The following is a 23,214-nucleotide window of genomic DNA, read 5'->3' on the forward strand; positions in this document are numbered from 1 at the left end:
GCGTTGATGAGCGCCCGGCATCCCTCACCAGGGCTCGAACGGATCCTCCAACGTCTGCCAGCTGTCGACACCCGCCAGCAACTGTTCATCCGTCAGCAAGCTGTCATCCAACTGGCGGACAATCCATTTTTGATCCAGATTCTGCCCGATAAAGACAATTTCCTGGCGCATATCGCCGAAAGGCTCCTGCCATTTTTCCTCTATGGCCTCACGCGACGCTTCATCCTGGGGCCAATGCTCGCGCGGAATCGACTTCCAGAATCGCCCCGCATAACCATAACGCAACACGCCGCCCGCCTGATGCCAGGAACCGGCATCAAACGGTCGGCTCGCCAGCCAAAAGAAACCTTTTGAACGCAGCAAGCGTCCAGTGCCCCAATCAGCCTGTTCCAGAAAACGGTAGAACCGCATGGGATCGAACGGCCGACGCGCCTGATACACAAAACTGCTGATGCCATAGCTTTCCGTTTCCGGGGTATGCGCGCCGCGTAATTCGCGCAGCCATCCCGGCGCCATCGATGCCTTGTCGAAACTAAAGCGACCGGTATTCAGCACTTCATCCAGTTCAACCTGACCGTGTGCAATCGGCAGAATGCGCGCTTCAGGGTTCAAGCTATGCAGAACCGCCATCACCTCATTACGCTGCTCAGCGGCCATTTCATCAGTTTTACTCACCAACAACACATCACAGAATTCGATCTGTTCGATAAGCAGTTCGGACACGCTGCGCTCATCATCTTCGCCCAGGCTTTCTCCCGCCTCTTGCAAACTCTGCGCTTCCTGATATTGCTGCAGAAAATTGACGCCATCCACCACAGTCACCAGCGTATCCAATCGGGCGAAATCCGACAGGCGCTGCCCGTTTTCATCTTCAAAGGTGAAGGTTTCCGCCACCGGCAGCGGTTCGGATATACCGCTGGACTCGATCAGCAAATAGTCGTAACGACCGGTTTGCGCCAGTTCGCGCACGGCAACCAGTAAATCTTCACGCAAAGTGCAACAGATGCAGCCATTGCTCATCGACACCAGTTTTTCCTGGCGATGATCGAGTGTGACCTCATGGTTGACCAGATCAGCGTCAATATTCACTTCGCTCATGTCATTGACGATGACCGCCACCCGGCGCCCCTGACGATTGTTCAGAATATGGTTAAGTACGGTGGTTTTGCCTGCGCCCAGAAAACCGGACAGCACCGTGACGGGTAAAGGAGGCATAGGCCCGCTCCTGCTCAGAAATTATCGCACTGCGACCATGAAGCACGATCGCAACCGGCAGGCATGCTAACACATGAGATATGTTATAACATAACATTTTTAAGTCACGACACACGACAGCCCATCACGTGCAAAACGTGCACCAGAAGAAATACGGTGGAAAACGTTCGATGAGGCGTATCGGCCGGACAAACCTATCCGGCCAGGAGCAGGCAGAATGCGCCTTAGTGGGCAACCGCCGACAGATACCCCGCCCGGTCATCGACCTGGAACCGGTCGACGGTGCGGGCAAGATCCTGTGCCTGATCGTTCAGGGATTTCGCCGCCGCCAGCGCCTCCTGTACCAATGCGGCATTCTGCTCGGTACTTTGTTCCATCTGAGACACCGCCTGATTCACCTGAGTGATCCCCGCCCCTTGCTCCGAACTGGCGGTGCTGATCTCGACCACCATCGTGGTGACACGTTTGACGCTTTCGACAATCTCATCCATGGTTGAGCCTGCGTGTTTGACCAGCTCGGTTCCTTCGTCCACCCGAGATACCGAGTCATCAATCAGATTTTTGATTTCCCTGGCTGCAGATACGGAACGTTGCGCCAACGTTCGCACTTCGCTTGCCACCACTGCGAATCCGCGCCCGGCTTCACCAGCACGCGCTGCTTCTACGGCGGCATTCAGCGCCAGAATATTGGTCTGGAACGCGATGCTGTCGATCACCCCGATAATATCCACAATCTTACGTGACGAGGCATCGATCGAATCCATCGTAGCGACGACTCGTTTCACCACTGTCCCGCCACGAGTTGCAACATCCGACGCCGAGTGCGCCAGTTGATTGACATGCCGCGCATTATCAGCATTCTGCTGAACGGTTGCCGTCAGCTGTTCCATTGCGGCGGCGGTCTGCGCCAGGGCACTGGCCTGAGATTCCGTCCGGGATGACAAATCCTCATTGCCGGAAGCGATCTGGGTCGATGCGGTGGCGATAGAGTTGGTACTGCCGCGTACCTGGCTGACCAGCGCAGAGAGGTTGTCGCGCATCAACCGGATGGCATACAGAATACTGTGGTGATCATTAGGATGGGTTTTCACCTCCACCACCAGATTCCCCTCCGCAATCTGCCTGACCACATCCACAGCGTACTGCGGCTCGCCCCCCAGTTGGCGCAACAATGTGCGCATCATAGCCCAGGCCAGCGCCGACACCACCAACAGCAGCGCACCACCGATCGACAGCAAAATCACAGCGTTACGCCAAAATGCCTGCTGGATATCGTCGATATAGTCACCATACCCGATGATCCAGTCCCAAGGTTGAAATTTGACCACGGCATACAGCTTTTCAACCTCCTGTGTTGCGCCGGGGCGAGTGCCCTTCGCCATCACGGTGCCGATGGCGTTGCCCTCCAGCGCAGTGCGATAGCGCACCCCCGCCTCCTTGCCGCCGTTGGCGTCAACAATGCCGACCCGTTTCGGATTGGGATGCACATAGTTCACATCGTTGCTGTAACCACGCACAAAGAAGTAGCGATCATTGAGGTGAAAACTGCCGATAGCGCGCCGGGCTTCCGCCTGCGCCTGCTCGGATGATAGTTGCCCGGCCTTTTCAAGATCGTAGAATTTCTGCGCCGCCGCCTGGGCCAGCACCACCAATGTGGACAACTGCCCGGTGCGCTCCTTCATCATCGATTGATACAACGTGTTCAACGCCACCGCCGACAATGCGATCAAACCCAGCATCGTGGCGGCACACAACAGTGCAATACGTCTGCGTAGTGTCATTGATATTCACTCCCTGATACAACTTGATGTGAAACTTAACAAAAATTAATGTAAAATATTAAATATCACATTTATGATCGTTTTCGAACAAAAAGGGACAAAATAGCGCTTATTATTGTCATATTCGAATAAATTATGATAAAGACCATACCGCTGTATTCCCGCCGCTGCCGGTGCACATTTCCTGAATACCGTGAGAAAAAAAGACCGACCTGGCGATATACCGGCCGTAAATTGCTGCCTATCGCATCAGAGTGATGAAAAAAGCGACAGATAACTGCAAGAAATTGGGTGGAATGGCAGAGTGCTGTACACTCTGGTTAATTGCATCTTGTCTGAAAATGCCCGTATGTCCGGAAAACACTTTTTCGCATTGGCGCTCATGGCGCTGGCATTACCCGCTTTAGCGCAAACGCCGCAACCCGGCCCGACGCCGCCGGAAGATATCCGCCACAGCGGCTTCGTGTATTGCGTTAACGACGTGCTGAATACCTTTAACCCGCAAATGGCGCGCAGCGGCCTGATGGTGGACACGTTGGCCGCACAGATGTATGACCGTCTGCTGGGCGTCGATCCCTACACCTACCGGCTGGTGCCAGAGCTGGCGCAACGCTGGGAGGTCGCCGATAATGGCTCAACCTACCGTTTCACGCTGCGGCGTGATGTCCCTTTCCAGCAGACGCAGTGGTTCACCCCAACCCGGATGATGAATGCGGACGATGTGCTGTTCAGCTTTCAGCGCATGCTGGATAAAAAACACCCGTTCCACGATATCAACGGCGGCGAATATCCCTATTTTGACAGTCTGCAGTTAGCCGACAGCGTGCAAAGCATCCGTAAACTGGGGGAATACAGCGTCGAAATCCGGCTGAACAGCCCGGACGCTTCGTTTTTATGGCACCTGGCCACCCACTACGCCCCGATACTCTCTGCGGAATACGCCCACCAGCTGACCCAGATCGACCGTCGGGAGCAGATCGACCGTCAACCGGTGGGCACTGGCCCGTATCGTCTTGATGAATACCGTTACGGCCAGTATGTCCGGCTTAAGCGTAACGATGATTACTGGCGCGGCCAACCCCGAATGGAGCAGGTGGTCATCGACCTCGGCTCCGGCGGAACCGGCCGTCTTTCCAAATTATTGACCGGCGAATGCGATGTGCTGGCTTACCCCGCGGCCAGCCAGCTTTCCATACTGCGTAACGATCCGCGTCTGCGCCTGTCGCTGCGTTCGGGGATGAACGTCGCCTATCTGGCGTTCAACGTTCGAAAACCGCCGCTGGACGATTCCCGCGTTCGCCACGCCATCGCGCTGGCTATCAATAACGTTCGCCTGATGCAGTCGATTTACTACGGTACGGCGGAAACCGCATCGTCGATCCTGCCGCGTGCGTCGTGGGCATTTGATAATGAAGCGCGCGTGACCGAATACAACCCGGAAAAAGCGCGCCAGCAGTTGAAAGAGCTGGGTATCCATAACCTGCAACTGCAACTGTGGGTGCCGAGCGGTTCGCAGTCTTATAACCCCAGCCCGGTCAAAACCGCCGAACTGATTCAGGCGGATCTGGCGCAGGTGGGCATCAACGTCACCGTCGTTCCGGTGGAGGGCCGTTTTCAGGAAGCCCGATTGATGGAGATGAACCACGACCTGACGCTGGCTGGCTGGGCCACCGACAGCAACGACCCGGACAGCGTGTTCCGGCCGTTACTCAGTTGTGCGGCCATCCGTTCGCAAACCAACTATGCCCACTGGTGCGATCCCGGTTTCGATCAAGTCTTGCAGGACGCGCTCTCTTCACAGCAACTGTCGCGCCGCATAGAACACTATAAAAGCGCGAACCACATCTTATCTGAACAACTGCCGGTACTGCCGCTGGCGTCCTCTTTGCGCATGCAGGCCTACCGTTACGACATGAGAGGCCTGGTGCTGAGCCCGTTCGGTAATGCCTCGTTCGCGGGGGTATATCGGGATGATGACCACCAGAAAAACCCGGGCGCCCAGCAGACGGAACCGTCGGCGGAAAAAACGTCTGAAGGAGAACAACCGTGATTATCTTCACCCTTCGTCGTCTGCTACTGCTGGTGGTGACGCTGTTTCTGCTGTCGCTGATCGGTTTCAGCCTGATGTATTACACGCCGCATGCGCCGCTCAGCGGCGCCTCCCTGACGGATGCTTATCACTTCTACTTCACCAGCCTGTTGCAGGGTAACTTCGGCATCTCCGCCATCAACGGCCAGCCGATCCGCGAGCAATTACGTGAAGTGCTGCCCGCCACGCTAGAGCTCTGTATTCTGGCGTTCGCCGTATCGATGATCGTCGGTATCCCGCTCGGCATCATGGCGGGTGTAATGTACAAAAAACCACAAGATCGGCTGATCAGCAGCCTGTCCCTGCTTGGCTTTTCACTACCAGTCTTCTGGCTGGCGCTGCTGTTGACCCTGTTCTTCTCGCTCTATCTCGGCTGGCTGCCGGTTTCCGGGCGCTTTGATTTACTGTACGAAGTCCAGACCGTCACCGGGTTTGCGTTGATCGATGCCTGGCTCTCCCCATCGCCCTATCGTGACGAGATGCTACTGAGCGCTTTGCGTCACCTGATTCTGCCGGTGCTGGTATTGTCTGTCGGCCCCATGACCGAAGTCATTCGTCTGATGCGTACCAGCACCATCGAAATCGGCACCAAAAACTACATTAAGGCGGCGATTACCCGCGGCTTGTCGCGCATGACCGTCATCCGCCGTCACTTGCTGCACAATGCGCTGCCGCCGATCATTCCACAGTTGGGGCTGCAGTTTTCCACCATGTTGACGCTGGCGATGATTACCGAAGTGGTGTTCAGTTGGCCCGGTATCGGCCGCTGGTTAGTTAACGCCACCCGCCAGCAGGATTTCGCCGCCATGTCCGCGGGCGTTATGGTGGTGGGTGCGCTGGTGATTACCGTCAATGTGCTGTCCGATATCTGGGGCGCCATGGCGAATGCGCTGAAACATAAGGAATGGTATGCACTCCGATAATATCTACGGCGAAAAAGATTTACCCAGCCGCTGGCGTGATACCTGGCGTGTGTTTTATCAGGATCGGATCGCCTTACTGGGTTTCTACGGGTTTCTGCTGCTGATGGCGCTGTGCCTGTTCGGCAGCACATTGGCGCCCTACGCGGTAGACCAGCAATTTCTGGGCTACCAGTTGTTACCCCCTTCCTGGTCGCGTTACGGCGAAGTGTCCTTCTTTCTCGGTACCGACGATCTGGGGCGCGATCTGTTGAGTCGTCTGTTGAGCGGAACCGCCTCCACCGTCGGTTCCGCCCTGCTGGTCGCCATCAGCGCCACGCTGGTCGGCGTCATTATCGGCCTGATTGCCGGAGTCACCCACGGCCTGCGCTCTGCCATACTCAACCATATTTTCGACACCCTGCTCTCCGTGCCGTCGTTGCTGCTGGCAATGGTGGTGATCGCCTTTATCGGCCCACAACTTCTCCACGCCATGTTAGCAGTATGGCTGGCGCTGCTGCCGCGCATGGTGCGCACGATCTATACCGCAGCCCACGACGAGCTGGAAAAAGAGTATGTGATCGCCGCCCGACTGGATGGCGCTTCTACGCGCTATATCATCTGGTATGCCGTGTTGCCGAATATCCTGCCGTTGCTGGCATCCGAGTGCACCCGGGCGCTGTCGGTGGCCATTCTGGATATCGCTGCGCTAGGCTTCCTCAATCTGGGAGCCCAATTGCCCACCACCGAATGGGGCGCGCTGTTAGGTAACTCGCTGGAGCTGGTTTACGCCGCGCCCTGGACCGTCATGCTGCCCGGTGCGGCCATTGCGCTTAGCGTATTGATAGTCAACTTGTTGGGAGACGGCATTCGCCGCGCCCTGCTCGCCCAAACCCAATAGTGGTGAAAAATAGCTATGCCTTTACTGGAAATTCGTAATCTGACCATCGAATTCCTTACCGCAGAAGGTTCGGTCAAGGCGGTGGATCGCGTCAGCATCAGCCTAAGCGAAGGCGAGATACGCGGTCTGGTGGGTGAATCAGGCTCAGGTAAAAGCCTGATCGCCAAGGCGATCTGCGGCATCACCAAAGAAAACTGGCGCATCAGCGCCGACCGCTTTCGCTTTGACGACGTGGATCTGCTGAAACTTTCGCCGCGTGAGCGACGCAAACTGGTCGGGCACAATATGTCGATGATTTTTCAGGAACCGCAATCCTGTCTCGATCCGTCGGCACGTATCGGGCGTCAGTTAATGCAGTCGATTCCCGGTTGGACTTACAAAGGCCGTTGGTGGCAGCGCATCAACTGGCGCAAGCGCCGGGCGATCGAGCTACTGCATCGCGTCGGGATCAAAGATCACCGGGATATTATGCGCAGCTACCCTTATGAGCTGACCGACGGCGAGTGCCAGAAAGTCATGATTGCCATCGCGCTGGCCAATCAACCTCGGCTATTGATCGCCGATGAACCGACCAATGCCATGGAAGCCACCACTCAGGCGCAGATTTTCCGTCTGCTCTCGCGGCTCAACCAGAACAACAACACCACGATTTTGCTGATCAGCCACGACCTGCAAACCATGAGCCAGTGGGCGGATCGCATCAACGTGCTGTATTGCGGCCAAACAGTGGAAAGCGCGACCAGCGAAGAGCTGATCGGCGCGCCGCATCACCCTTATACCCAGGCGTTGATTCGCGCCATGCCGGATTTTGGCCGCTCGCTGCCGCATAAAAGCCGTCTGAACGCGCTGCCGGGCGCTATCCCTTCTCTGGAACACTTGCCGGTGGGGTGCCGTCTCGGGCCGCGCTGCCCTTATTCACAGAAAAAATGTATGGATACGCCACCACTCATTCCGGTGAAAAACCACTGGTACGCCTGCCACTTCCCGCTCAACACGGAGGAATCCTGATGGTTGAAACGCTGCTGGAAGTCCGTAATCTCACCAAAACCTTCCGCTATCGCACCGGCTGGTTCCGGCGCCAGCATGTGGAAGCGGTGAAATCGGTGACGTTTACTCTGCGCGAACGGCAGACGCTGGCGATTATCGGTGAGAACGGCTCTGGCAAATCGACGCTGGCCAAAATGTTGGCTGGGGTGATCCCGCCGACGTCCGGTGAACTGTTGATAGACGATCAGCCTTTGCATTACGGCGATTATCACTACCGCAGCCAGCGTATCCGTATGATTTTTCAGGATAGCGCCAACGCACTGAATCCGCGTCAGCGCATCGGCCAACTGCTTGAACTGCCGCTGCGACTGAATACCCAAATGACGCCGCAAGAACGGGAAAAAGCCATCTATCTGGCGCTGCGTCAGGTAGGATTGCGGCCGGATCACGCCGTCTACTACCCGCATGCGCTGGCGCCGGGCCAGCTCCAGCGCGTCGGGCTGGCGCGGGCGCTGATCCTACGGCCCAAGGTGATCATCGCCGACGAAGCGCTGGCGTCGCTGGATATGTCCATGCGTTCCCAGATCATCAACCTGATGCTGGAATTGCAGGAAAAACAGGGGATCTCCTACATCTATGTGACCCAACATCTGGGCATGATGAAGCATATCAGCGATCAGATTCTGGTCATGCAGGCCGGCGAGGTAGTCGAGCGCGGCAGCACTGCCGACGTCCTCGCCTCCCCGCTCCACGATCTGACTAAGCGTCTTATCGCCAGCCACTTCGGCGAAGCGCTAAGCGCAGATGCCTGGCGGCGCGACGGCGGCCTCTCCTGAACCGCGGGCCCTGCGTCAGGGCCCGGATTTACCCCGACAGCGCGGAAATCATTCCTCCGTCCAGTGACAATCCATTTGAAATATCAGGCAATTCTTGTAGCCGCAACGCGGCGCGGACTGCTCGGAGTACACCTTTTTGTACCATACATGGTAGAATCGCCGCGTTTATTCACGTCGGTCATCAATAACGGGTTATTTTTCTGATGATGACCACAGCAACAATGATCACAAGGATACTGCCATGGGTTTTCTTAACGGTAAGCGCATTCTGGTAACGGGCGTCGCCAGCAACCGCTCCATTGCATACGGCATCGCACAAGCAATGCATCGCGAAGGCGCCGAACTGGCGTTTACTTATCAGAACGACAAACTGAAGTCGCGTGTTGAAGAGTTTGCCAAAGAATTTGATTCCAGCATCGTTCTGCCGTGTGATGTTGCGGAAGATGCCAGCATCGACGCGCTGTTCGCTGAACTGGTCAAAGTATGGCCGAATTTTGACGGTTTCATTCACTCCATTGCTTACGCGCCGGGCGATCAGTTGGACGGCGATTATGTTGATGCTGTGACTCGCGAAGGTTTCGCCGTCGCTCACGACATCAGCTCCTACAGCTTCGTTGCCATGGCCAAAGCCGCGCGTAAACTGCTGAACCCCAATTCGGCGCTGGTTACGCTGTCTTATCTGGGTGCTGAACGCGCCATTCCTAACTACAACGTTATGGGCCTGGCCAAAGCCTCTCTGGAAGCCAACGTGCGCTATATGGCTAACGCCATGGGCCGCGACGGTATTCGCGTCAACGCAGTTTCCGCCGGCCCGATCCGTACTCTGGCGGCTTCCGGCATCAAGAACTTCAAGAAAATGCTGTCACATTGTGAAGCAGTGACACCCATCCGCCGTGTTGTCACCATTGAAGATGTGGGTAATGCGGTCGCGTTTTTGAGTTCTAACCTGGCGGGCGGCATTTCCGGTGAAATCCTGCACGTTGACGGCGGTTTCAACATCGCCGCGATGAACGAGCTGGAACTGGGCGAATAATCTCATCGGCAGACGAGTCGCTTGGCTCGTCTGCGTTTTCCTCTCCGCTGTCATCTCCTGCGTCTCATCCCTTAAGCCAATGTCTGGCAACCTCAAAAAAACGCTCCGCCAGCATAGTGGCGCGTCCATGTTGCGCGATCGCCACCGCCCCCTGTCGCGACATCGCCGGCAACGTTAACGGCCGCTGCAACAACCCCGGCGTCATACCGGGTATCAGACTGCCGTCCGGCACAATCCCGCACCCCAGTCCGGCAAATACGCTCTGCAACAGTTGCAATACCGACGCGCTCTCCACCCGTACCCGGGGCGCCACGCCAGCACGCCGAAACTGGCTATCCAGATAGCGGCGAAAATAACGGCTCGACTCGGCCAGGCACAGCGGAACCCCGGCAAGTTCCGGCAGCGTCACGGCGCCTTCGCCCGCCAGCGCCGGGAAATGTTGCGGGTGATACAACAGCGACACTCCGCCGCCGGTCAGCGGCGTCGACTGAAAGCGTAGCTCTTGCAACGTTGTCAGCTCAAAGAAACCAATACCGACATCCACACTGTGTGTATTCAGCGCGTCCAATAGTTGATCGGCGCTGAACAGCGATACCTGATAGTCCATCTGCGGGTATTCGTCGCTCACCGCCTTCAGCAGTTCCGGCAACGCCAGGCTACTCTGCGGCACCACGCCAACCCGCAGCAAGCCGCTGGTACCGCGCTGTAATGACGCCACTTCCAGCTTCAACCCCTGGTAAACCGACATCATCTCCCGCGCCCACGCCAGCACTCGTTCGCCTTCGGCCGTAAACCCTTCAAAATTGTTGCCACGCCGGATCAATGCCAGCCCCAGCTCATGCTCCAGATTTTTTAATCGCATCGACAACGTGGGCTGGCTGACGAAGCTGGCCTCCGCCGCCCGGCCGAAATGACGCTCTTTTTCCAGATTGCACAGGTACTGCAATTGTTTGATATCCATGATGTTTGATATCCATGATGTTTGAACGCTCCACCGCACGATGGCGGGCAGTGTAACGCTTTCACGATAAGCCCGCTCTATTCCGTCATTACCCACTTTGATTAGACGTTGCGCCAGTGGACTTCTAGACTTTGCTTAGCATGCAAATATTTAAAGTTTTTTTTACATCTATTGAACATAAATCACCTGCGAAACAGACCATGAAATTCAAATCCGCCATCAAGCCATACCGCAGCGCAGCAGGCGGTTGGGGCTCATTGGAAGCCACCACCCGTTTTGTGCTCGACAGCAAGCAAGCGCTGAAAAATATCCGTAATTTGCTGCGGGTCAATAAAAGCCGGGGTTTCGACTGCCCTGGATGCGCCTGGGGCGACGACAACCACAGCACCTTCAGCTTCTGTGAAAACGGCGCCAAAGCCGTAAGTTGGGAAGCGACGCGCAAAGCCGCCGGGCCGGATTTTTTCGCCGCGCATACCCTGAGCGCCCTGCGTCGCCAGAGCGACTATTTTCTGGAGTATCAAGGGCGGCTGACCCATCCGCTGCGTTACGACGCCGTCAGCGATCGCTATCTGCCGATCAGTTGGGATGACGCCTTTGCCGTAATCGCTCGCCATATTCACGCCATGGAGCACCCGGATCGGCTGGAGCTGTACACCTCCGGTCGCGCCAGCAATGAAGCATCCTTCCTGTATCAACTGTTCGGGCGGATACTCGGCACCAACAACTTTCCCGATTGTTCCAATATGTGCCACGAAGCCAGCGGCACCGGCCTGAAACAAAGCATCGGCGTGGGTAAAGGCACGGTACGGCTACAGGATTTCGAACAGGCCGACGCCATTTTCGTCTTCGGCCAAAACCCCGGCACCAACCATCCGCGCATGCTGCATAGCCTGCGTCACGCCGCCGATCGCGGCGCGCATATCGTGGCATTCAACACCCTGCGCGAGCGCGGGCTGGAGCGTTTCGCTAATCCGCAGAATCCGCTGGAACTCTTGACGCCGCGCTCCGGCGCCATCAGCGCAACCTACCTGCAGCCCAATCTCGGCGGCGATATGGCGGCGGTACGCGGTATCGTCAAAGCGTTGCTGGAAACCCACCGCCAGCGCCTGAATACAGGCCAACCCGGCCTGTTCGACCAGCCGTTCATCGACGCGCATACCGACGGCATAACCACTTATCTGGCGGTGGTGGACGCCACCGACTGGGCGCACATCGAACGACAGTCCGGTATCAGCGAGGAGCAACTGCGCCATGTGGCGGGAATATACCAACGCGCCCAACGGGTGATCTGTACCTGGGCGATGGGCGTCACTCAGCATAAGCACTCGGTCGCCACAGTGAGAGAAATCGTCAATCTGCAACTGCTGTTCGGCCAGTTGGGTAAACCGGGGGCCGGGCTTTGCCCGGTGCGCGGCCACAGCAACGTTCAGGGCAACCGCACCATGGGGATTGACGAAAAACCATCCGATGCCTTGCTCGATCGTCTGGCGGCTCATTTCGGTTTCACGCCGCCGCGCCGTCACGGTCACAACACGGTGCAGGCGCTGGAAGCCATGCTGCGGGATGAAGTCAGTGTTCTGATTACGCTGGGCGGCAATCTGGCCGCCGCCGCGCCGGATACGGAGCGTACCGCCGAAGCCCTGAGTCGCTGCGATCTGACCGTACATATCAGTACCAAACTCAACCGCAGCCACCTGATTACCGGGCGTAAGGATGCGCTGATCCTGCCGACGCTGGGCCGTACCGACCGAGATGAGCAGGCCGCCGGGTCACAATTCATCACCGTCGAAGACTCATTCAGCATGGTACATGCCTCCGAGGGCGTCGGTCAGCCGTTGTCGCCGGAACAGCGCTCGGAAACGGCGATCGTCGCCGGCATCGCGCACGCGGTGTTGGGCAGCGACCTGGTCGATTGGCAGGCGCGAGCGGCCGACTACACCCTGATCCGCGATGATATCGCCGCCACGCTGCCGGGCTTTGCCGATTTCAATCAACGCATTACCGCTCCAGGCGGTTTCTGGCTCGGTAATGCGGCGGCGGAGTACCGATTCAATACCGCCACCGGCAAAGCGCGTTTCGGTGCAGCAGCCTTGCCGGTTAGCGTCGTGCCGCACGGGGATACCCCGGCGCCCTTTACGTTGCAGACGCTACGCTCGCACGATCAGTACAACACTACGATTTACGGGCTCGATGACCGCTACCGCGGCGTCTACGGCCAGCGCGACGTACTGTTTATGCACCCGGACGATATCGCCGGCCTCGGCCTACAGGATGGCGATCGAGTGGATATCGAAACCCTGTGGCACGACGGCGTTTTCCGTCAAGTCAGCGGATTCCGGCTGGTCGGTTACGCGATCCCACGCGGCAATCTGGCGGCTTACTACCCGGAAACCAACCCGCTGGTTCCGCTCTCCAGTTACGGCGACGACACCTTCACGCCGACGTCAAAGTCCATTCCAGTGCGTATCACGCCCAGCGCAGCACAAGCGGATCAGTTGCGTATCGCCTGACCGATCCGCGCCCTTCGGGGCGCGGGTGGTATGCCATATGCCCTTGCCGGCCTGGATCTTGATTACGTCTTCCTATCAGCGCTTGCCGCAGGCATCCGAATCGCGTAAAAATGTCTGCCGCTAAAGCCACTAACAACCCCATTCTGGATGCTATGTTTCAAGACAATCCGCTGCTTGCTCAGCTAAAACAGCAACTCCACTCTCAAACGCCACGAGTAGAAGGCACCGTCAAGGCCACCGACAAAGGGTTTGGTTTTCTTGAAGCCGATGCGCAAAAGAGCTATTTCATCCCGCCGCCGCACATGAAGAAAGTCATGCACGGCGACCGGATTATCGCCACGCTCCACACGGAAAAAGAACGTGAAATCGCCGAACCGGAATCACTGGTCGAGCCTTTCCTAAGCCGTTTTGTCGGCCGGGTGCAGAAAAAAGACGACCGCCTGTCCATCATCCCCGATCATCCGCTGCTGAAAGAGGCTATTCCCTGCCGTCCAGCCCGCGAGCTAGAACAGGACTTCAAGGAGGGGGATTGGGCCGTCGCCGAGATGCGCCGTCATCCGCTGAAAGGGGATCGCGGCTTTTATGCTGAATTGACGCAGTACATCACCACCGGCGACGATCCGCTGGCGCCGTGGTGGGTGACACTGTCACGTCACAATCTGGAGCGCACCGCGCCGCAAGCCGATGCCGCCGATCTGAACGACGGCGATCTGGTGCGAGAAGATCTGACCGGGCTGGATTTTGTCACCATCGACAGCGCCAGTACCGAAGACATGGACGATGCGCTGTACGTGCAGGACAACGGCGACGGCACATGGCAGCTGATTGTGGCCATCGCCGATCCGACCGCCTACGTGCCGATCGGCAGCGAGCTGGATAATATCGCCCGCCAACGCGCCTTCACCAACTACCTGCCCGGCTTCAATATTCCGATGTTGCCGCGCCATCTGTCCGATGACATCTGTTCACTGCGCCCGAACGAACGCCGTCCAGTATTAGCCTGCCGTGTCACGATCGCCGCCGACGGCGCCATGAGCGATGTCCGTTTCTTCGCCGCCTGGATTCAGTCCCGCGCCAAGCTGGTGTACGACGAGGTGTCCAACTGGCTGGAGCAACAGGGCGACTGGCAGCCGGAAAACGATGCCATCGCCAACCAGATCCGTCTGCTGCACCGCATCTGTCTGGCCCGCGGCGAATGGCGCGCCAAACACGCGCTGGTGTTCCGCGATCGTCCCGATTACCGTTTCCTGCTGGGCGAACGTGGCGAAGTGCTGGATATCGTGGTGGAACAGCGCCGCATCGCCAACCGCATCGTGGAAGAGGCGATGATCGCCGCCAACCTGTGTGCGGCGCAGGTGCTGCGCGACCACCTCGGTTTCGGCATTTATAACGTTCATAACGGTTTCGAGCCGGCCACCATCGACCAGGCGGTCGCCGTGCTGGAAAGCAACGGCGTTCAAGCCACCGCCGAGCAGTTGTTGACGCTGGACGGTTTCTGCACCCTACGCCGTGAGCTGGACGCCATGCCGACCCAGTTCCTTGACAGCCGAATTCGTCGCTTCCAGACATTTGCGGAAGTGAGCACCACACCGGGGCCGCATTTCGGGCTGGGGCTGGAGGCCTACGCCACCTGGACCTCGCCGATCCGTAAATATGGCGACATGATCAACCACCGGTTGCTGAAAGCCATCATCACCGGCGCCGGGGCTGAAAAACCGCAGGATGACATCACCGTACCATTGGCCGAACGTCGCCGCCTGAACCGCATGGCGGAACGCGATGTCGGGGACTGGTTGTACGCCCGTTTCCTGAAGGACAAAGCCGGCACCGATGCCCGCTTTACCGCAGAAATCATCGACGTCAACCGCGGCGGTCTGCGCGTGCGTTTGCTGGAGAACGGTGCAGTGGCGTTCATTCCCGCCTCCTTTATCCACGCGGTACGGGATGAGCTGGTGTGCAGCCAAGATACCGGCATCGTGACGGTGAAAGGCGAGCCCGTCTATCGCCAGAGCGATACGCTGCAAGTGGTACTGACTGAAGTACGTATCGAAACCCGCAGTATCATCGCCAAACCGGCGGCCTAATTCTTTTCCGATTCTTGCCAACGCCATCAGATTTCTGGTGGCGTTTTTTTTATCCTGCTTTGCGACCGGGATGTCGTCGCGCTGTCGACCCCCATCATTCACGCGCCAACCGCGTCAGGAGAGCACCTCATGAAGAAAATCCCCCTGGGTAACAGCACTCTGGCTGCATCAAACATTGCACTGGGCTGCATGCGCCTGGCCAACAAATCGACGGATGAAGCCGTCACCCTGTTGCACACCGCGCTGGATGCCGGCATCGATTTCTTTGATCACGCCGATATTTATGGCGCGGGTCGCTCCGAAGAAGTTTTCGCCGCGGCCGTACACCTGGCCGGCATTCCGCGCGACCGGCTGCTGATTCAGAGTAAATGCGGGATTCGCCAGGGATATTTCGATTTCTCCAGGCAGCACATCATCCGTTCAGTGGAAGGCAGCCTGAAACGGCTCAATACCGATTATCTGGATACGCTGCTGCTGCATCGCCCGGATACGCTGCTCGAGCCGGATGAGGTGGCGCAAGCGTTTGATGAACTGGAAACCAGCGGCAAGGTACGCCATTTCGGCGTCAGCAATCAGCACCCTTTGCAGATCGCGCTGCTGAAAACGGCGGTGCGCCAGCCATTGATCGCCAACCAACTGCAGCTCAGTATCATGCATACGCCGATGATCGACGCCGGACTGAACGTCAATATGACCAACGCCGCGTCGATAGATCATGATGGCGCCGTGCTGGAATACAGCCGGCTGAATAACATGACCATTCAGGCCTGGTCGCCGTTCCAGTACGGCTTTTTTGACGGCGTATTCCTGGATAACCCACGCTTTCCTCTGTTGAACGCCACGCTAGAACGCATTGCCGAGCGCTACGACGTGTCGACTGCTGCCATCGCCGTTGCCTGGATCTTGCGTCATCCGGCCAACATGCAGGTGGTGGTCGGCAGTATGAATCCTGGGCGGATCGCTATGATGGCCGCCGCCTCCGAACTGTACCTTGAGCGCGAAGAGTGGTATGAAATCTACCGGGCGGCAGGTAACACGCTGCCCTGATACGCTATCACGCCACGGTGCGAACCCCGTGGCGGTTTCATCATGGTGCGTTGTTCTGCTGCTGGTCGGCTGGCGGTGCGCATCATGACGGGGCGTTTAAAACTCCGCTGTTTTGATTGATGAAATATTTTTCACCTCAGAAATAGATTCCTGCTCACATTTTTGTTGCCTTCCGGTTATCACCTCATGCAGCTGCACTATGTTTTCTAAGGTAGGTTTTCTAAGGTAGGTTTTCTAAGGTAGGTTTTTTAAAGCACCGTTCTTTAAAGCAGGATTGCCAGTTCATGCCGTTTTAGCACGCATAATGTCGACATAAGTAACCAGAAGCACGTTCGGCCGGATACAGCGGCGAACGCAATCAGACTGTGGGTCGCACCGGCATGCCTGTGCCGGTATGGCGATGCTCATACCGCCCACGGCCGGCAGGGACGTTAGCCCGTTAGTGTGACGACACAGCCTGGACACGGGGTACATCAGGACATTCAGGAGTCTGCACAATGAATACCATCAAAAACCGGGTAATCTGGGTCGGGGTGGCTATCGCCGGCGCGATAGCGTTCGCCATGCTGGCGCTGAGCCAGGGAGAGCACGTCAATGCCGTCTGGCTGGTTATCGCGGCGGTCGCCTGCTACAGCATCGCCTACCGTTTCTACAGCCTGTTCATCGCCACCCGTATTTTCGAGCTCGACGACAGGCGCCTGACGCCCGCAGAGCGACGCAACGATGGCCTCGATTACGTTCCCACCAACAAGTGGGTACTGTTCGGCCACCACTTCGCCGCTATCGCCGGCGCCGGGCCGCTGGTCGGCCCGATTCTGGCGGCCCAGATGGGGTTTCTGCCCGGCACGCTATGGATCTTGATTGGGGTGATGCTGGCCGGCGCAGTGCAGGATTTTCTGGTGCTGTTCATCTCCACCCGGCGCGATGGCCGCTCGCTGGGAGAAATGGCGCGGCAGGAACTGGGGCCGTTCGCCGGCGTAGTCACTATGCTCGGCGCGCTGGGGGTTATGGTGATTATTCTCTCCGCGCTGGCGTTGGTCGTGGTCAAAGCGCTGACCAACAGCCCGTGGGGGATGTTCACGATCGCCGCCACCATTCCTATCGCCCTGTTCATGGGCGTTTATATGCGCCTCCTGCGCCCAGGCAAGATCGCCGAGGTTTCGCTGATCGGCTTCGTGCTGATGATGCTGGCTATCATTTACGGCGAGGATATCGCCGCGCATCCGTTCTGGGGCCCGTTCTTTACCCTGAAAGGCACCACGCTGACCTGGGTACTGGTCATCTACGGTTTTGTCGCTTCAGTGCTGCCGGTCTGGCTGCTGCTGGCACCGCGCGATTATCTCTCGACCTTTCTGAAGATCGGCGTGATCGTCGGGCTGGCGATCGGCATCGTGTTCGCCATGCCGGAATTGAAGATGCCGTCCGTTTCGCGGTTTATTGACGGCAGCGGCCCAGTCTTCTCCGGCAGCCTGTTCCCATTTCTGTTTATCACCATCGCCTGCGGTGCCATTTCCGGCTTCCATGCGCTGGTCTCTAGCGGCACTACGCCCAAACTGGTGGAGCGTGAAAGCCATATCCGTTTCATCGGGTACGGCGCCATGCTGATGGAATCTTTTGTCGCCATTATGGCGCTGATTTGCGCGTCGGTGATCGAGCCCGGCGTCTATTTCGCCATGAACGCGCCGACGGCGTTAATCGGTTCAACGGTGGACAACGCGGCGCAGGTGATTAACGGCTGGGGCTTTACCATTACCCCCGACGATCTGACCCTGATCGCCAAAGAGGTGGGTGAGGCGACCATTTTGTCCCGCGCCGGCGGCGCTCCCACCTTTGCTGTCGGCATGGCGCACATCATCACCGATATCTTCAATAGCCGGGCGATGATGGCGTTCTGGTATCACTTCGCCATTCTGTTCGAAGCGCTGTTTATTCTCACCGCGGTCGACGCCGGCACTCGCGCTTGCCGATTTATGGTGCAAGACCTGGCAGGCCTGGTGGTGCCCAATATGGGCCACAGTCATTCCTGGCTGGGGAATCTGGCCGGCACCACGGTGGCGGTGGCCGGTTGGGGTTTCTTTGTCTATCAGGGTGTGATCGACCCGCTCGGCGGCATCAACACGCTGTGGCCGCTGTTTGGCATCGGCAACCAGATGCTGGCGTCAATGGCGCTGATTCTCGGCACCGTGGTGTTGTTCAAGATGAAAAAACAGCGCTACGCCTGGGTGACGTTGTTACCCACCGCCTGGTTGTTCATCACCTCCATGACGGCCGGCTGGCAAAAGATTTTCCATGAGAAGCCGAGCATCGGTTTTCTGGCGCAAGCGCGCCGTTTCTCTCAAGGTATTGATTCCGGTACGCTGATTGCGCCGGCCAAAAATATGGCGGATATGGAAACCATCGTATTCAGCAACCAGATCAACGCCATACTGTGCGGATTCTTCATGCTGGTCGCCGTCACCATGCTGATTGCCGCCTTTTTTGTCATTCGTCGGGCGTTGCAAAGCGCTAAACCGACAGCGCATGAAGCCGACGCCATCTGGCGTGAAGGCGGTGTGCATCATGGGCAGTAAATCATTCCGGCATACCCCCGAGGGGACGCTGTGCGTAAAAAGCCGCCTTGATCAAAGGCGGCGTTAATGTCGTTCTGGGTACCAGGAACCCTCACCGGACGTTTCTGGTCGTGCAACGCAATCTAACGCTAACACTCAGAAGGTAGCGTTAAGAGCGATGGTGACTTCACCACAAGGCGCGATTTTCAGTCAGCCATAAAGCCGCAGGCGCCGATAAGGCGCCTTTTCTCTATCTCAACGATGCCCGTGTACCGGGCTTTCCTGCTCGTCGGGACGTGTAACGTTCCCTGCCCCCCGGTTTTTTATCCGCTTCGACCACAGCGCCGTGATCACCGGCACCAACAGCGACGTAACAATCACCGATGTCGCAACCAGTGCCGTCGCGGCCGGGGCCACCGGTTTGAAGGCCGGCACCATCTCCGCGATCAGCACCGGTGTCGCCACCGAGGCTCCCGCCGAACTGGATGCAGCAATCCCGGCAGTACCGTCGCCGCCGCCGATAAGCCGATCCGCCAGGATTAACGGCACCCCGGTAACGGCAATGACCGCTACGCCCAACAGGATCCCCAGCAGCCCGGTCTGCGCGATGACGCTCAGGTCGATGGTATTGCCCAACGCAAAGGCGAAAAAGGGGATCAGCGTCTGAACGGCACGGCTAAAAAACTCCCTCAATTCAGGGTCGAGGTTGCCGAGCGCAAACCCGATCAGAAACGGCAATACCGCCCCGACAAACACATGTGGTTCAAATGAGGCAATCCCTGCGGTGCCCAGGATCACCATCGTCATTAATGGGCCGGACTCCAGCGACATCAGCACAAACGCACCGGCTTCCTCTTTGGTACCGTACTGCTGCATAACCGAGGCATACAGACCGCCGTTGGTCATGTCCATCGCCGCCACCAGCGCCAGCGTCGATAACCCGGCGAAAAAACCGGCCTCCACCCCCTGTTCCGGCAAAAGACGGGACGCCACTGCGGCAACCACCCAGGCAACCGCAATCTTGGTCACGACCAGTGTGCCCGACTTACGTAGTACGGTGCCGGTCGCACTCAACTTGATTGATGCGCCCATACAGAAAAACCACACGGCCAAAATCGGTACCGTACCGGTGATAAGACCGTTCGTGAACGACCCAAGATACTTGCCTGCTCCAGGGGAAAAGGTATGACACAGCGCCCCCAGAAACAGCGGTACCAGCATCATGCCCCCCGGCATTTTCTCGATAGTACGTTTGATATGCATAGACTTTTCTGGCCTCTCGGATAAACGGAAGGTTGTTGTCGTCGGGAAAACTCCCGGTAAAAAATCGCCACGTTGGTAGTCATGCTTGCCGATTAAAGGGCCGTCCCCGCGGAACAACCGCTGGGGCGGCTTATCTCTCCGGGACTTTCCCGGTGAGACCCCGCCCAGACAAGCTGACCTGAGCGACATGACGGCCAAAGTAGCGGGTTGCCGGGCGCATATCGGTGATCCCACACATAAAATGAAATAATGTTTCTTATTTTATGATCTTTAATTTCATTTAATTAAAGACCTTATGCGGCGTACCGATCGGGATAAGCACCGACCAGTCAAAACCCTGGGGGAGAACAAATGGGAAAATGCGGAAATACATGGAATACCCGGTAATCCTGCGTCCTGGGGGAACGCCAAACGACGCCGACCGGGAGGCAGCGTCGCGTTATTCACCTGTCGTTATTGGCCGTAATAAGCCTGTTTGCCATGCTTACGCAGATAATGTTTATCCAGCAGCGATGCTTGCATCGGTGGTAACGACGGCCGTAATTGCTGCGAAAAGATCCCCATGTACGCGATTTCTTCAAGCACGACCGCGTTATGCACGGCATTGTGCGCATCACGTCCCCAGGCAAACGGGCCGTGCGCGTTGACCAGCACCGCGGGAATGTCGCTCGGCGACAGCTGGCGTTGCTGGAAAGTTTCAACAATCACCCGCCCGGTTTCCCACTCATAGCGACCGTTGATCTCCTCATCGGTCATCAGCCGGGTGCAGGGAACCGGGCCGTAAAAATAGTCAGCATGCGTCGTCCCCCAAGCCGGCAGATCCCGCCCGGCCTGCGCCCAGATGGTGGCATGACGTGAATGGGTATGTACGATACCGCCCAGTTCTTCAAACGCCAGGTACAACACACGGTGTGTTTCGGTGTCCGACGAAGGTTTGCGATGCCCTTCCACGACGTTACCGCTTTCCAGATCCACCACCACCATATCGCTGGCCGTCATTTCGCGGTATTCCACTCCGGAAGGTTTGATCACCATCACCCCTTGTTGACGATCCACCGCGCTGACATTGCCCCAGGTGAACGTGACGAGATGATATTCAGGCAAAGCCAGATTGGCTTCAAGCACTTGATTTTTAATCTCTTCTAACATAGTCACCTCCCATCAGACTCTTTTCTTATTCTCACCGTGAGAACGTGATTCAGGTATGGGAGGAATGGCTGAAAAATAGGATCGCTTCTGCTATCCGCGCGATAACCGCTGGGCAACACCATCGTGACGAAAATCCCGCCAGTCGATGCAATGGGCGCACTGGATTAAGAGTTTTTACCTGTTATGAGATTTACCGCCGATTATACTGGTCAGCAGACAATACACAGTGCGTGATGCGTATTACCCCGAAAAATACACAGCATGACAAGATTTTATCCATGTCCGTCAGCAATATCACCCGACATGTGCAAGGACTGGAGTAACAGGAGAAATAAACAATGCGGATAAATAAGAAAATGGCAGTGGCATTGCTGGCTGTGGTGGTGGCAACCAGCCTAAGCGGTTGTTCTAATATGTCTAAACGCCAGCGTAATACGGCGATCGGCGCGGGTATTGGCGCCGTCGGCGGCTCGGTACTGACTCACGGCAGCGCGCTGGGAACCCTCGGCGGCGCAGCGGTAGGGGGCGTGATCGGGCATGAGACCAGCCGGTAACATGCTGGCAGGCATAGCATGTCTGCCACGCTGAACCTGTAAAAATGGGCGACGCTGGGGATAATCATGGTAGAGAACCCCGCCATCGCCCCAATCACAGGGTTCCAACCAACCCACTGCTCATGCCTCCGTTTTTATCAGCTGTGACCGGATTAACCGCCCGCCAGCTTGACTTTCATCCCTTTCGCTTCCAACAGCTGTTTCAATTGATCGCGTTTATCGCCCTGAATTTCGATAACGCCATCTTTCACCGCGCCGCCGCAGCCGCATTTCTTCTTCAACTCGGCCGCCAGCGTGTCCAGCGCACCATCATCCAGATCCAGCCCCGTAATCAGGCAAACGCCTTTGCCTTTACGCCCGCTGGTTTGGCGCTGAATACGCACCGTTCCGTCCCCTTTCGAACGTACATTTTTCGGTACCTCTTCACGGATACGGCCGCTTTCCGTCGAATAGACCAACCTGCTGTTATCGTCGTTCATCATGCGTTCTCCAGGGAGGCCAGAATGGCTTTCAGGGTTGCGGCCGGATCGGCCGCCTGGGTAATCGGGCGACCAATCACCATATAATCTACCCCAGCCTGCCGCGCCTGCTCCGGCGTCATAATCCGACGCTGATCACCGGCCTCGCTGCCTGCCGGTCGAATGCCCGGCGTCACCAAAGTGAACTCACCGCCGCACACTTGCTTCAAGCGTCTGGCCTCGTGCGCCGAGCAAACTACGCCGTCCAGCCCGCACTGCCGGGTCAGCAGCGCCAACCGTTCCGCCTGAGCCGCCGGAGAAAGATCAATCCCCAGACCACGCAGATCATCTTCGTCCATGCTGGTCAGCACCGTGACCGCAATCAACAACGGCGCGTCGCTGCCAAACGGCTGCAACGCTTCGCGCGCCGCTGTCATCATGCGTACTCCGCCGCTGGCATGCACATTGACCATCCATACCCCCAGATCTGCCGCCGCCGCGACCGCATGCGCCGTCGTATTGGGAATATCGTGGAATTTCAGATCCAGAAACACCTCAAAACCGCGCTGCTGCAGTTCCCTGACCAACTGCGGCCCGAACAGCGTGAACATTTCTTTTCCGACTTTTAACCGGCAATCCTGGGGATCAATACGATCAACAAACGCATAAGCGGCATTTCTATCCGCATAATCCAGCGCTACGATAATCGGAGAAGAGGTGATGGTATTCAGAGCTGCTTGTTCGCCGTTCACTGAGGGGCCCCCGCAATGTCATGAGTGTGTTGAATCAATTCCGCCGCGCATTCTACCTGCACACAGGGCTAAATCCCAGCAACGCGCGGAACATCCCACCGGCTAAAATATACCGTCCGTCAGGCCCAGAGCGCCATATGTGGCAC

18 protein-coding genes are annotated in these 23,214 nt (G+C 57.4%); 11 read left to right on the forward strand and 7 right to left on the reverse strand.

Translation table 11 applies throughout. The features are described 5' to 3' along the window. Positions 1–24 precede the first annotated feature (24 nt). Complete coding sequence (zigA, locus tag HEP82_RS05010) at positions 25–1,215, reverse strand: zinc metallochaperone GTPase ZigA (protein ID WP_192457074.1); 1,191 nt, start codon at positions 1,213–1,215, stop codon at positions 25–27. A gap of 224 nt (positions 1,216–1,439) precedes the next feature. Further along, positions 1,440–2,996: a methyl-accepting chemotaxis protein gene (locus tag HEP82_RS05015; protein ID WP_192457075.1), complete on the reverse strand. Its 1,557-nt coding sequence runs from the start codon at positions 2,994–2,996 to the stop codon at positions 1,440–1,442. A 349-nt stretch (positions 2,997–3,345) separates the two neighbouring features. Between HEP82_RS05015 and sapA the strand changes: the two genes are divergently transcribed. From sapA to fabI, 6 genes are all read left to right on the forward strand, one after another. Next, positions 3,346–5,046, forward strand: coding sequence for an ABC transporter substrate-binding protein SapA (sapA, locus tag HEP82_RS05020; RefSeq protein ID WP_192457076.1), 1,701 nt, complete (start codon positions 3,346–3,348; stop codon positions 5,044–5,046). Further along, positions 5,043–6,008, forward strand: coding sequence for a putrescine export ABC transporter permease SapB (gene sapB / locus HEP82_RS05025; RefSeq protein ID WP_192457077.1), 966 nt, complete (start codon positions 5,043–5,045; stop codon positions 6,006–6,008). Before sapA ends, sapB begins: the two co-directional genes overlap by 4 nt. Further along, entirely contained in the window at positions 5,995–6,885 is an 891-nt protein-coding gene (gene sapC / locus HEP82_RS05030; protein WP_192457078.1) for a putrescine export ABC transporter permease SapC, read from the forward strand. The genes sapB and sapC overlap by 14 nt, the downstream gene beginning before the upstream one ends. 15 nt (positions 6,886–6,900) lie before the next feature. Beyond that, positions 6,901–7,893: a putrescine export ABC transporter ATP-binding protein SapD gene (gene sapD / locus HEP82_RS05035; protein ID WP_012765329.1), complete on the forward strand. Its 993-nt coding sequence runs from the start codon at positions 6,901–6,903 to the stop codon at positions 7,891–7,893. Continuing rightward, positions 7,893–8,708 carry a putrescine export ABC transporter ATP-binding protein SapF gene (gene sapF / locus HEP82_RS05040; protein ID WP_192457079.1) on the forward strand — a complete coding sequence of 272 codons (816 nt, stop codon included), beginning with the start codon at positions 7,893–7,895 and terminating at the stop codon, positions 8,706–8,708. Before sapD ends, sapF begins: the two co-directional genes overlap by 1 nt. A 241-nt stretch (positions 8,709–8,949) precedes the next feature. Then, positions 8,950–9,741: an enoyl-ACP reductase FabI gene (fabI, locus tag HEP82_RS05045; protein WP_012765327.1), complete on the forward strand. Its 792-nt coding sequence runs from the start codon at positions 8,950–8,952 to the stop codon at positions 9,739–9,741. Between the two features lie 64 nt (positions 9,742–9,805). On the opposite strand, the gene HEP82_RS05050 is transcribed toward fabI, so the two are convergent. Then, positions 9,806–10,702 carry a LysR family transcriptional regulator gene (locus HEP82_RS05050; RefSeq protein ID WP_192457080.1) on the reverse strand — a complete coding sequence of 299 codons (897 nt, stop codon included), beginning with the start codon at positions 10,700–10,702 and terminating at the stop codon, positions 9,806–9,808. 200 nt (positions 10,703–10,902) lie between these two features. Here HEP82_RS05050 and HEP82_RS05055 point away from each other — a divergent pair, with 200 nt between their 5' ends. The 4 genes from HEP82_RS05055 (at position 10,903) to HEP82_RS05070 (ending at position 18,913) form a co-directional block, all read left to right on the forward strand. Beyond that, positions 10,903–13,212 (forward strand): FdhF/YdeP family oxidoreductase, encoded by a 2,310-nt coding sequence (locus tag HEP82_RS05055; RefSeq protein WP_192457081.1) that lies wholly within the window; start codon positions 10,903–10,905, stop codon positions 13,210–13,212. Between the two features lie 152 nt (positions 13,213–13,364). Continuing rightward, entirely contained in the window at positions 13,365–15,296 is a 1,932-nt protein-coding gene (locus HEP82_RS05060) for an exoribonuclease II (protein ID WP_192457082.1), read from the forward strand. A gap of 129 nt (positions 15,297–15,425) precedes the next feature. Further along, positions 15,426–16,343, forward strand: coding sequence for an aldo/keto reductase (locus tag HEP82_RS05065; protein WP_192457083.1), 918 nt, complete (start codon positions 15,426–15,428; stop codon positions 16,341–16,343). A gap of 497 nt (positions 16,344–16,840) precedes the next feature. Continuing rightward, complete coding sequence (locus HEP82_RS05070) at positions 16,841–18,913, forward strand: carbon starvation CstA family protein (protein WP_192457084.1); 2,073 nt, start codon at positions 16,841–16,843, stop codon at positions 18,911–18,913. Between the two features lie 234 nt (positions 18,914–19,147). Here HEP82_RS05070 and kdgT read toward each other — a convergent pair whose 3' ends face one another. Both kdgT and araD read right to left on the reverse strand, forming a co-directional pair. Then, on the reverse strand, positions 19,148–20,155 hold the full coding sequence (kdgT, locus tag HEP82_RS05075; protein ID WP_192457085.1) for a 2-keto-3-deoxygluconate transporter: 1,008 nt from the start codon (positions 20,153–20,155) through the stop codon (positions 19,148–19,150). Positions 20,156–20,608: 453 nt separating this feature from the next. Then, positions 20,609–21,304: an L-ribulose-5-phosphate 4-epimerase gene (gene araD, locus HEP82_RS05080; protein WP_192457086.1), complete on the reverse strand. Its 696-nt coding sequence runs from the start codon at positions 21,302–21,304 to the stop codon at positions 20,609–20,611. Between the two features lie 338 nt (positions 21,305–21,642). On the opposite strand from araD, the gene osmB reads away from it, so the two are divergent. Beyond that, positions 21,643–21,858 carry an osmotically-inducible lipoprotein OsmB gene (gene osmB / locus HEP82_RS05085; protein WP_012765319.1) on the forward strand — a complete coding sequence of 72 codons (216 nt, stop codon included), beginning with the start codon at positions 21,643–21,645 and terminating at the stop codon, positions 21,856–21,858. A gap of 152 nt (positions 21,859–22,010) precedes the next feature. On the opposite strand, the gene yciH is transcribed toward osmB, so the two are convergent. Next, a complete protein-coding gene (yciH, locus tag HEP82_RS05090; protein ID WP_192457112.1) occupies positions 22,011–22,337 on the reverse strand; it encodes a stress response translation initiation inhibitor YciH in 327 nt (108 codons plus the stop codon). Continuing rightward, positions 22,337–23,068: an orotidine-5'-phosphate decarboxylase gene (gene pyrF / locus HEP82_RS05095; protein ID WP_192457087.1), complete on the reverse strand. Its 732-nt coding sequence runs from the start codon at positions 23,066–23,068 to the stop codon at positions 22,337–22,339. The genes yciH and pyrF overlap by 1 nt, the downstream gene beginning before the upstream one ends. Positions 23,069–23,214: the final 146 nt, after the last annotated feature.

The sequence above is a fragment of the Musicola keenii genome (assembly GCF_014855505.1).
GTDB classification, from domain to species: Bacteria; Pseudomonadota; Gammaproteobacteria; order Enterobacterales; family Enterobacteriaceae; genus Musicola; species Musicola paradisiaca.

Coding starts and splice junctions, on each gene's coding strand:
- zigA (WP_192457074.1), bottom strand. CDS start 1,215: ATGCCTCCTTTACCCGTCACGGTGCTGTCCGGTTTTCTGGGCGCAGGC.
- HEP82_RS05015 (WP_192457075.1), bottom strand. CDS start 2,996: ATGACACTACGCAGACGTATTGCACTGTTGTGTGCCGCCACGATGCTG.
- sapA (WP_192457076.1), top strand. CDS start 3,346: ATGTCCGGAAAACACTTTTTCGCATTGGCGCTCATGGCGCTGGCATTA.
- sapC (WP_192457078.1), top strand. CDS start 5,995: ATGCACTCCGATAATATCTACGGCGAAAAAGATTTACCCAGCCGCTGG.
- sapD (WP_012765329.1), top strand. CDS start 6,901: ATGCCTTTACTGGAAATTCGTAATCTGACCATCGAATTCCTTACCGCA.
- sapF (WP_192457079.1), top strand. CDS start 7,893: ATGGTTGAAACGCTGCTGGAAGTCCGTAATCTCACCAAAACCTTCCGC.
- fabI (WP_012765327.1), top strand. CDS start 8,950: ATGGGTTTTCTTAACGGTAAGCGCATTCTGGTAACGGGCGTCGCCAGC.
- HEP82_RS05050 (WP_192457080.1), bottom strand. CDS start 10,702: ATGGATATCAAACAATTGCAGTACCTGTGCAATCTGGAAAAAGAGCGT.
- HEP82_RS05055 (WP_192457081.1), top strand. CDS start 10,903: ATGAAATTCAAATCCGCCATCAAGCCATACCGCAGCGCAGCAGGCGGT.
- HEP82_RS05060 (WP_192457082.1), top strand. CDS start 13,365: ATGTTTCAAGACAATCCGCTGCTTGCTCAGCTAAAACAGCAACTCCAC.
- HEP82_RS05065 (WP_192457083.1), top strand. CDS start 15,426: ATGAAGAAAATCCCCCTGGGTAACAGCACTCTGGCTGCATCAAACATT.
- HEP82_RS05070 (WP_192457084.1), top strand. CDS start 16,841: ATGAATACCATCAAAAACCGGGTAATCTGGGTCGGGGTGGCTATCGCC.
- kdgT (WP_192457085.1), bottom strand. CDS start 20,155: ATGCATATCAAACGTACTATCGAGAAAATGCCGGGGGGCATGATGCTG.
- araD (WP_192457086.1), bottom strand. CDS start 21,304: ATGTTAGAAGAGATTAAAAATCAAGTGCTTGAAGCCAATCTGGCTTTG.
- osmB (WP_012765319.1), top strand. CDS start 21,643: ATGCGGATAAATAAGAAAATGGCAGTGGCATTGCTGGCTGTGGTGGTG.
- yciH (WP_192457112.1), bottom strand. CDS start 22,337: ATGAACGACGATAACAGCAGGTTGGTCTATTCGACGGAAAGCGGCCGT.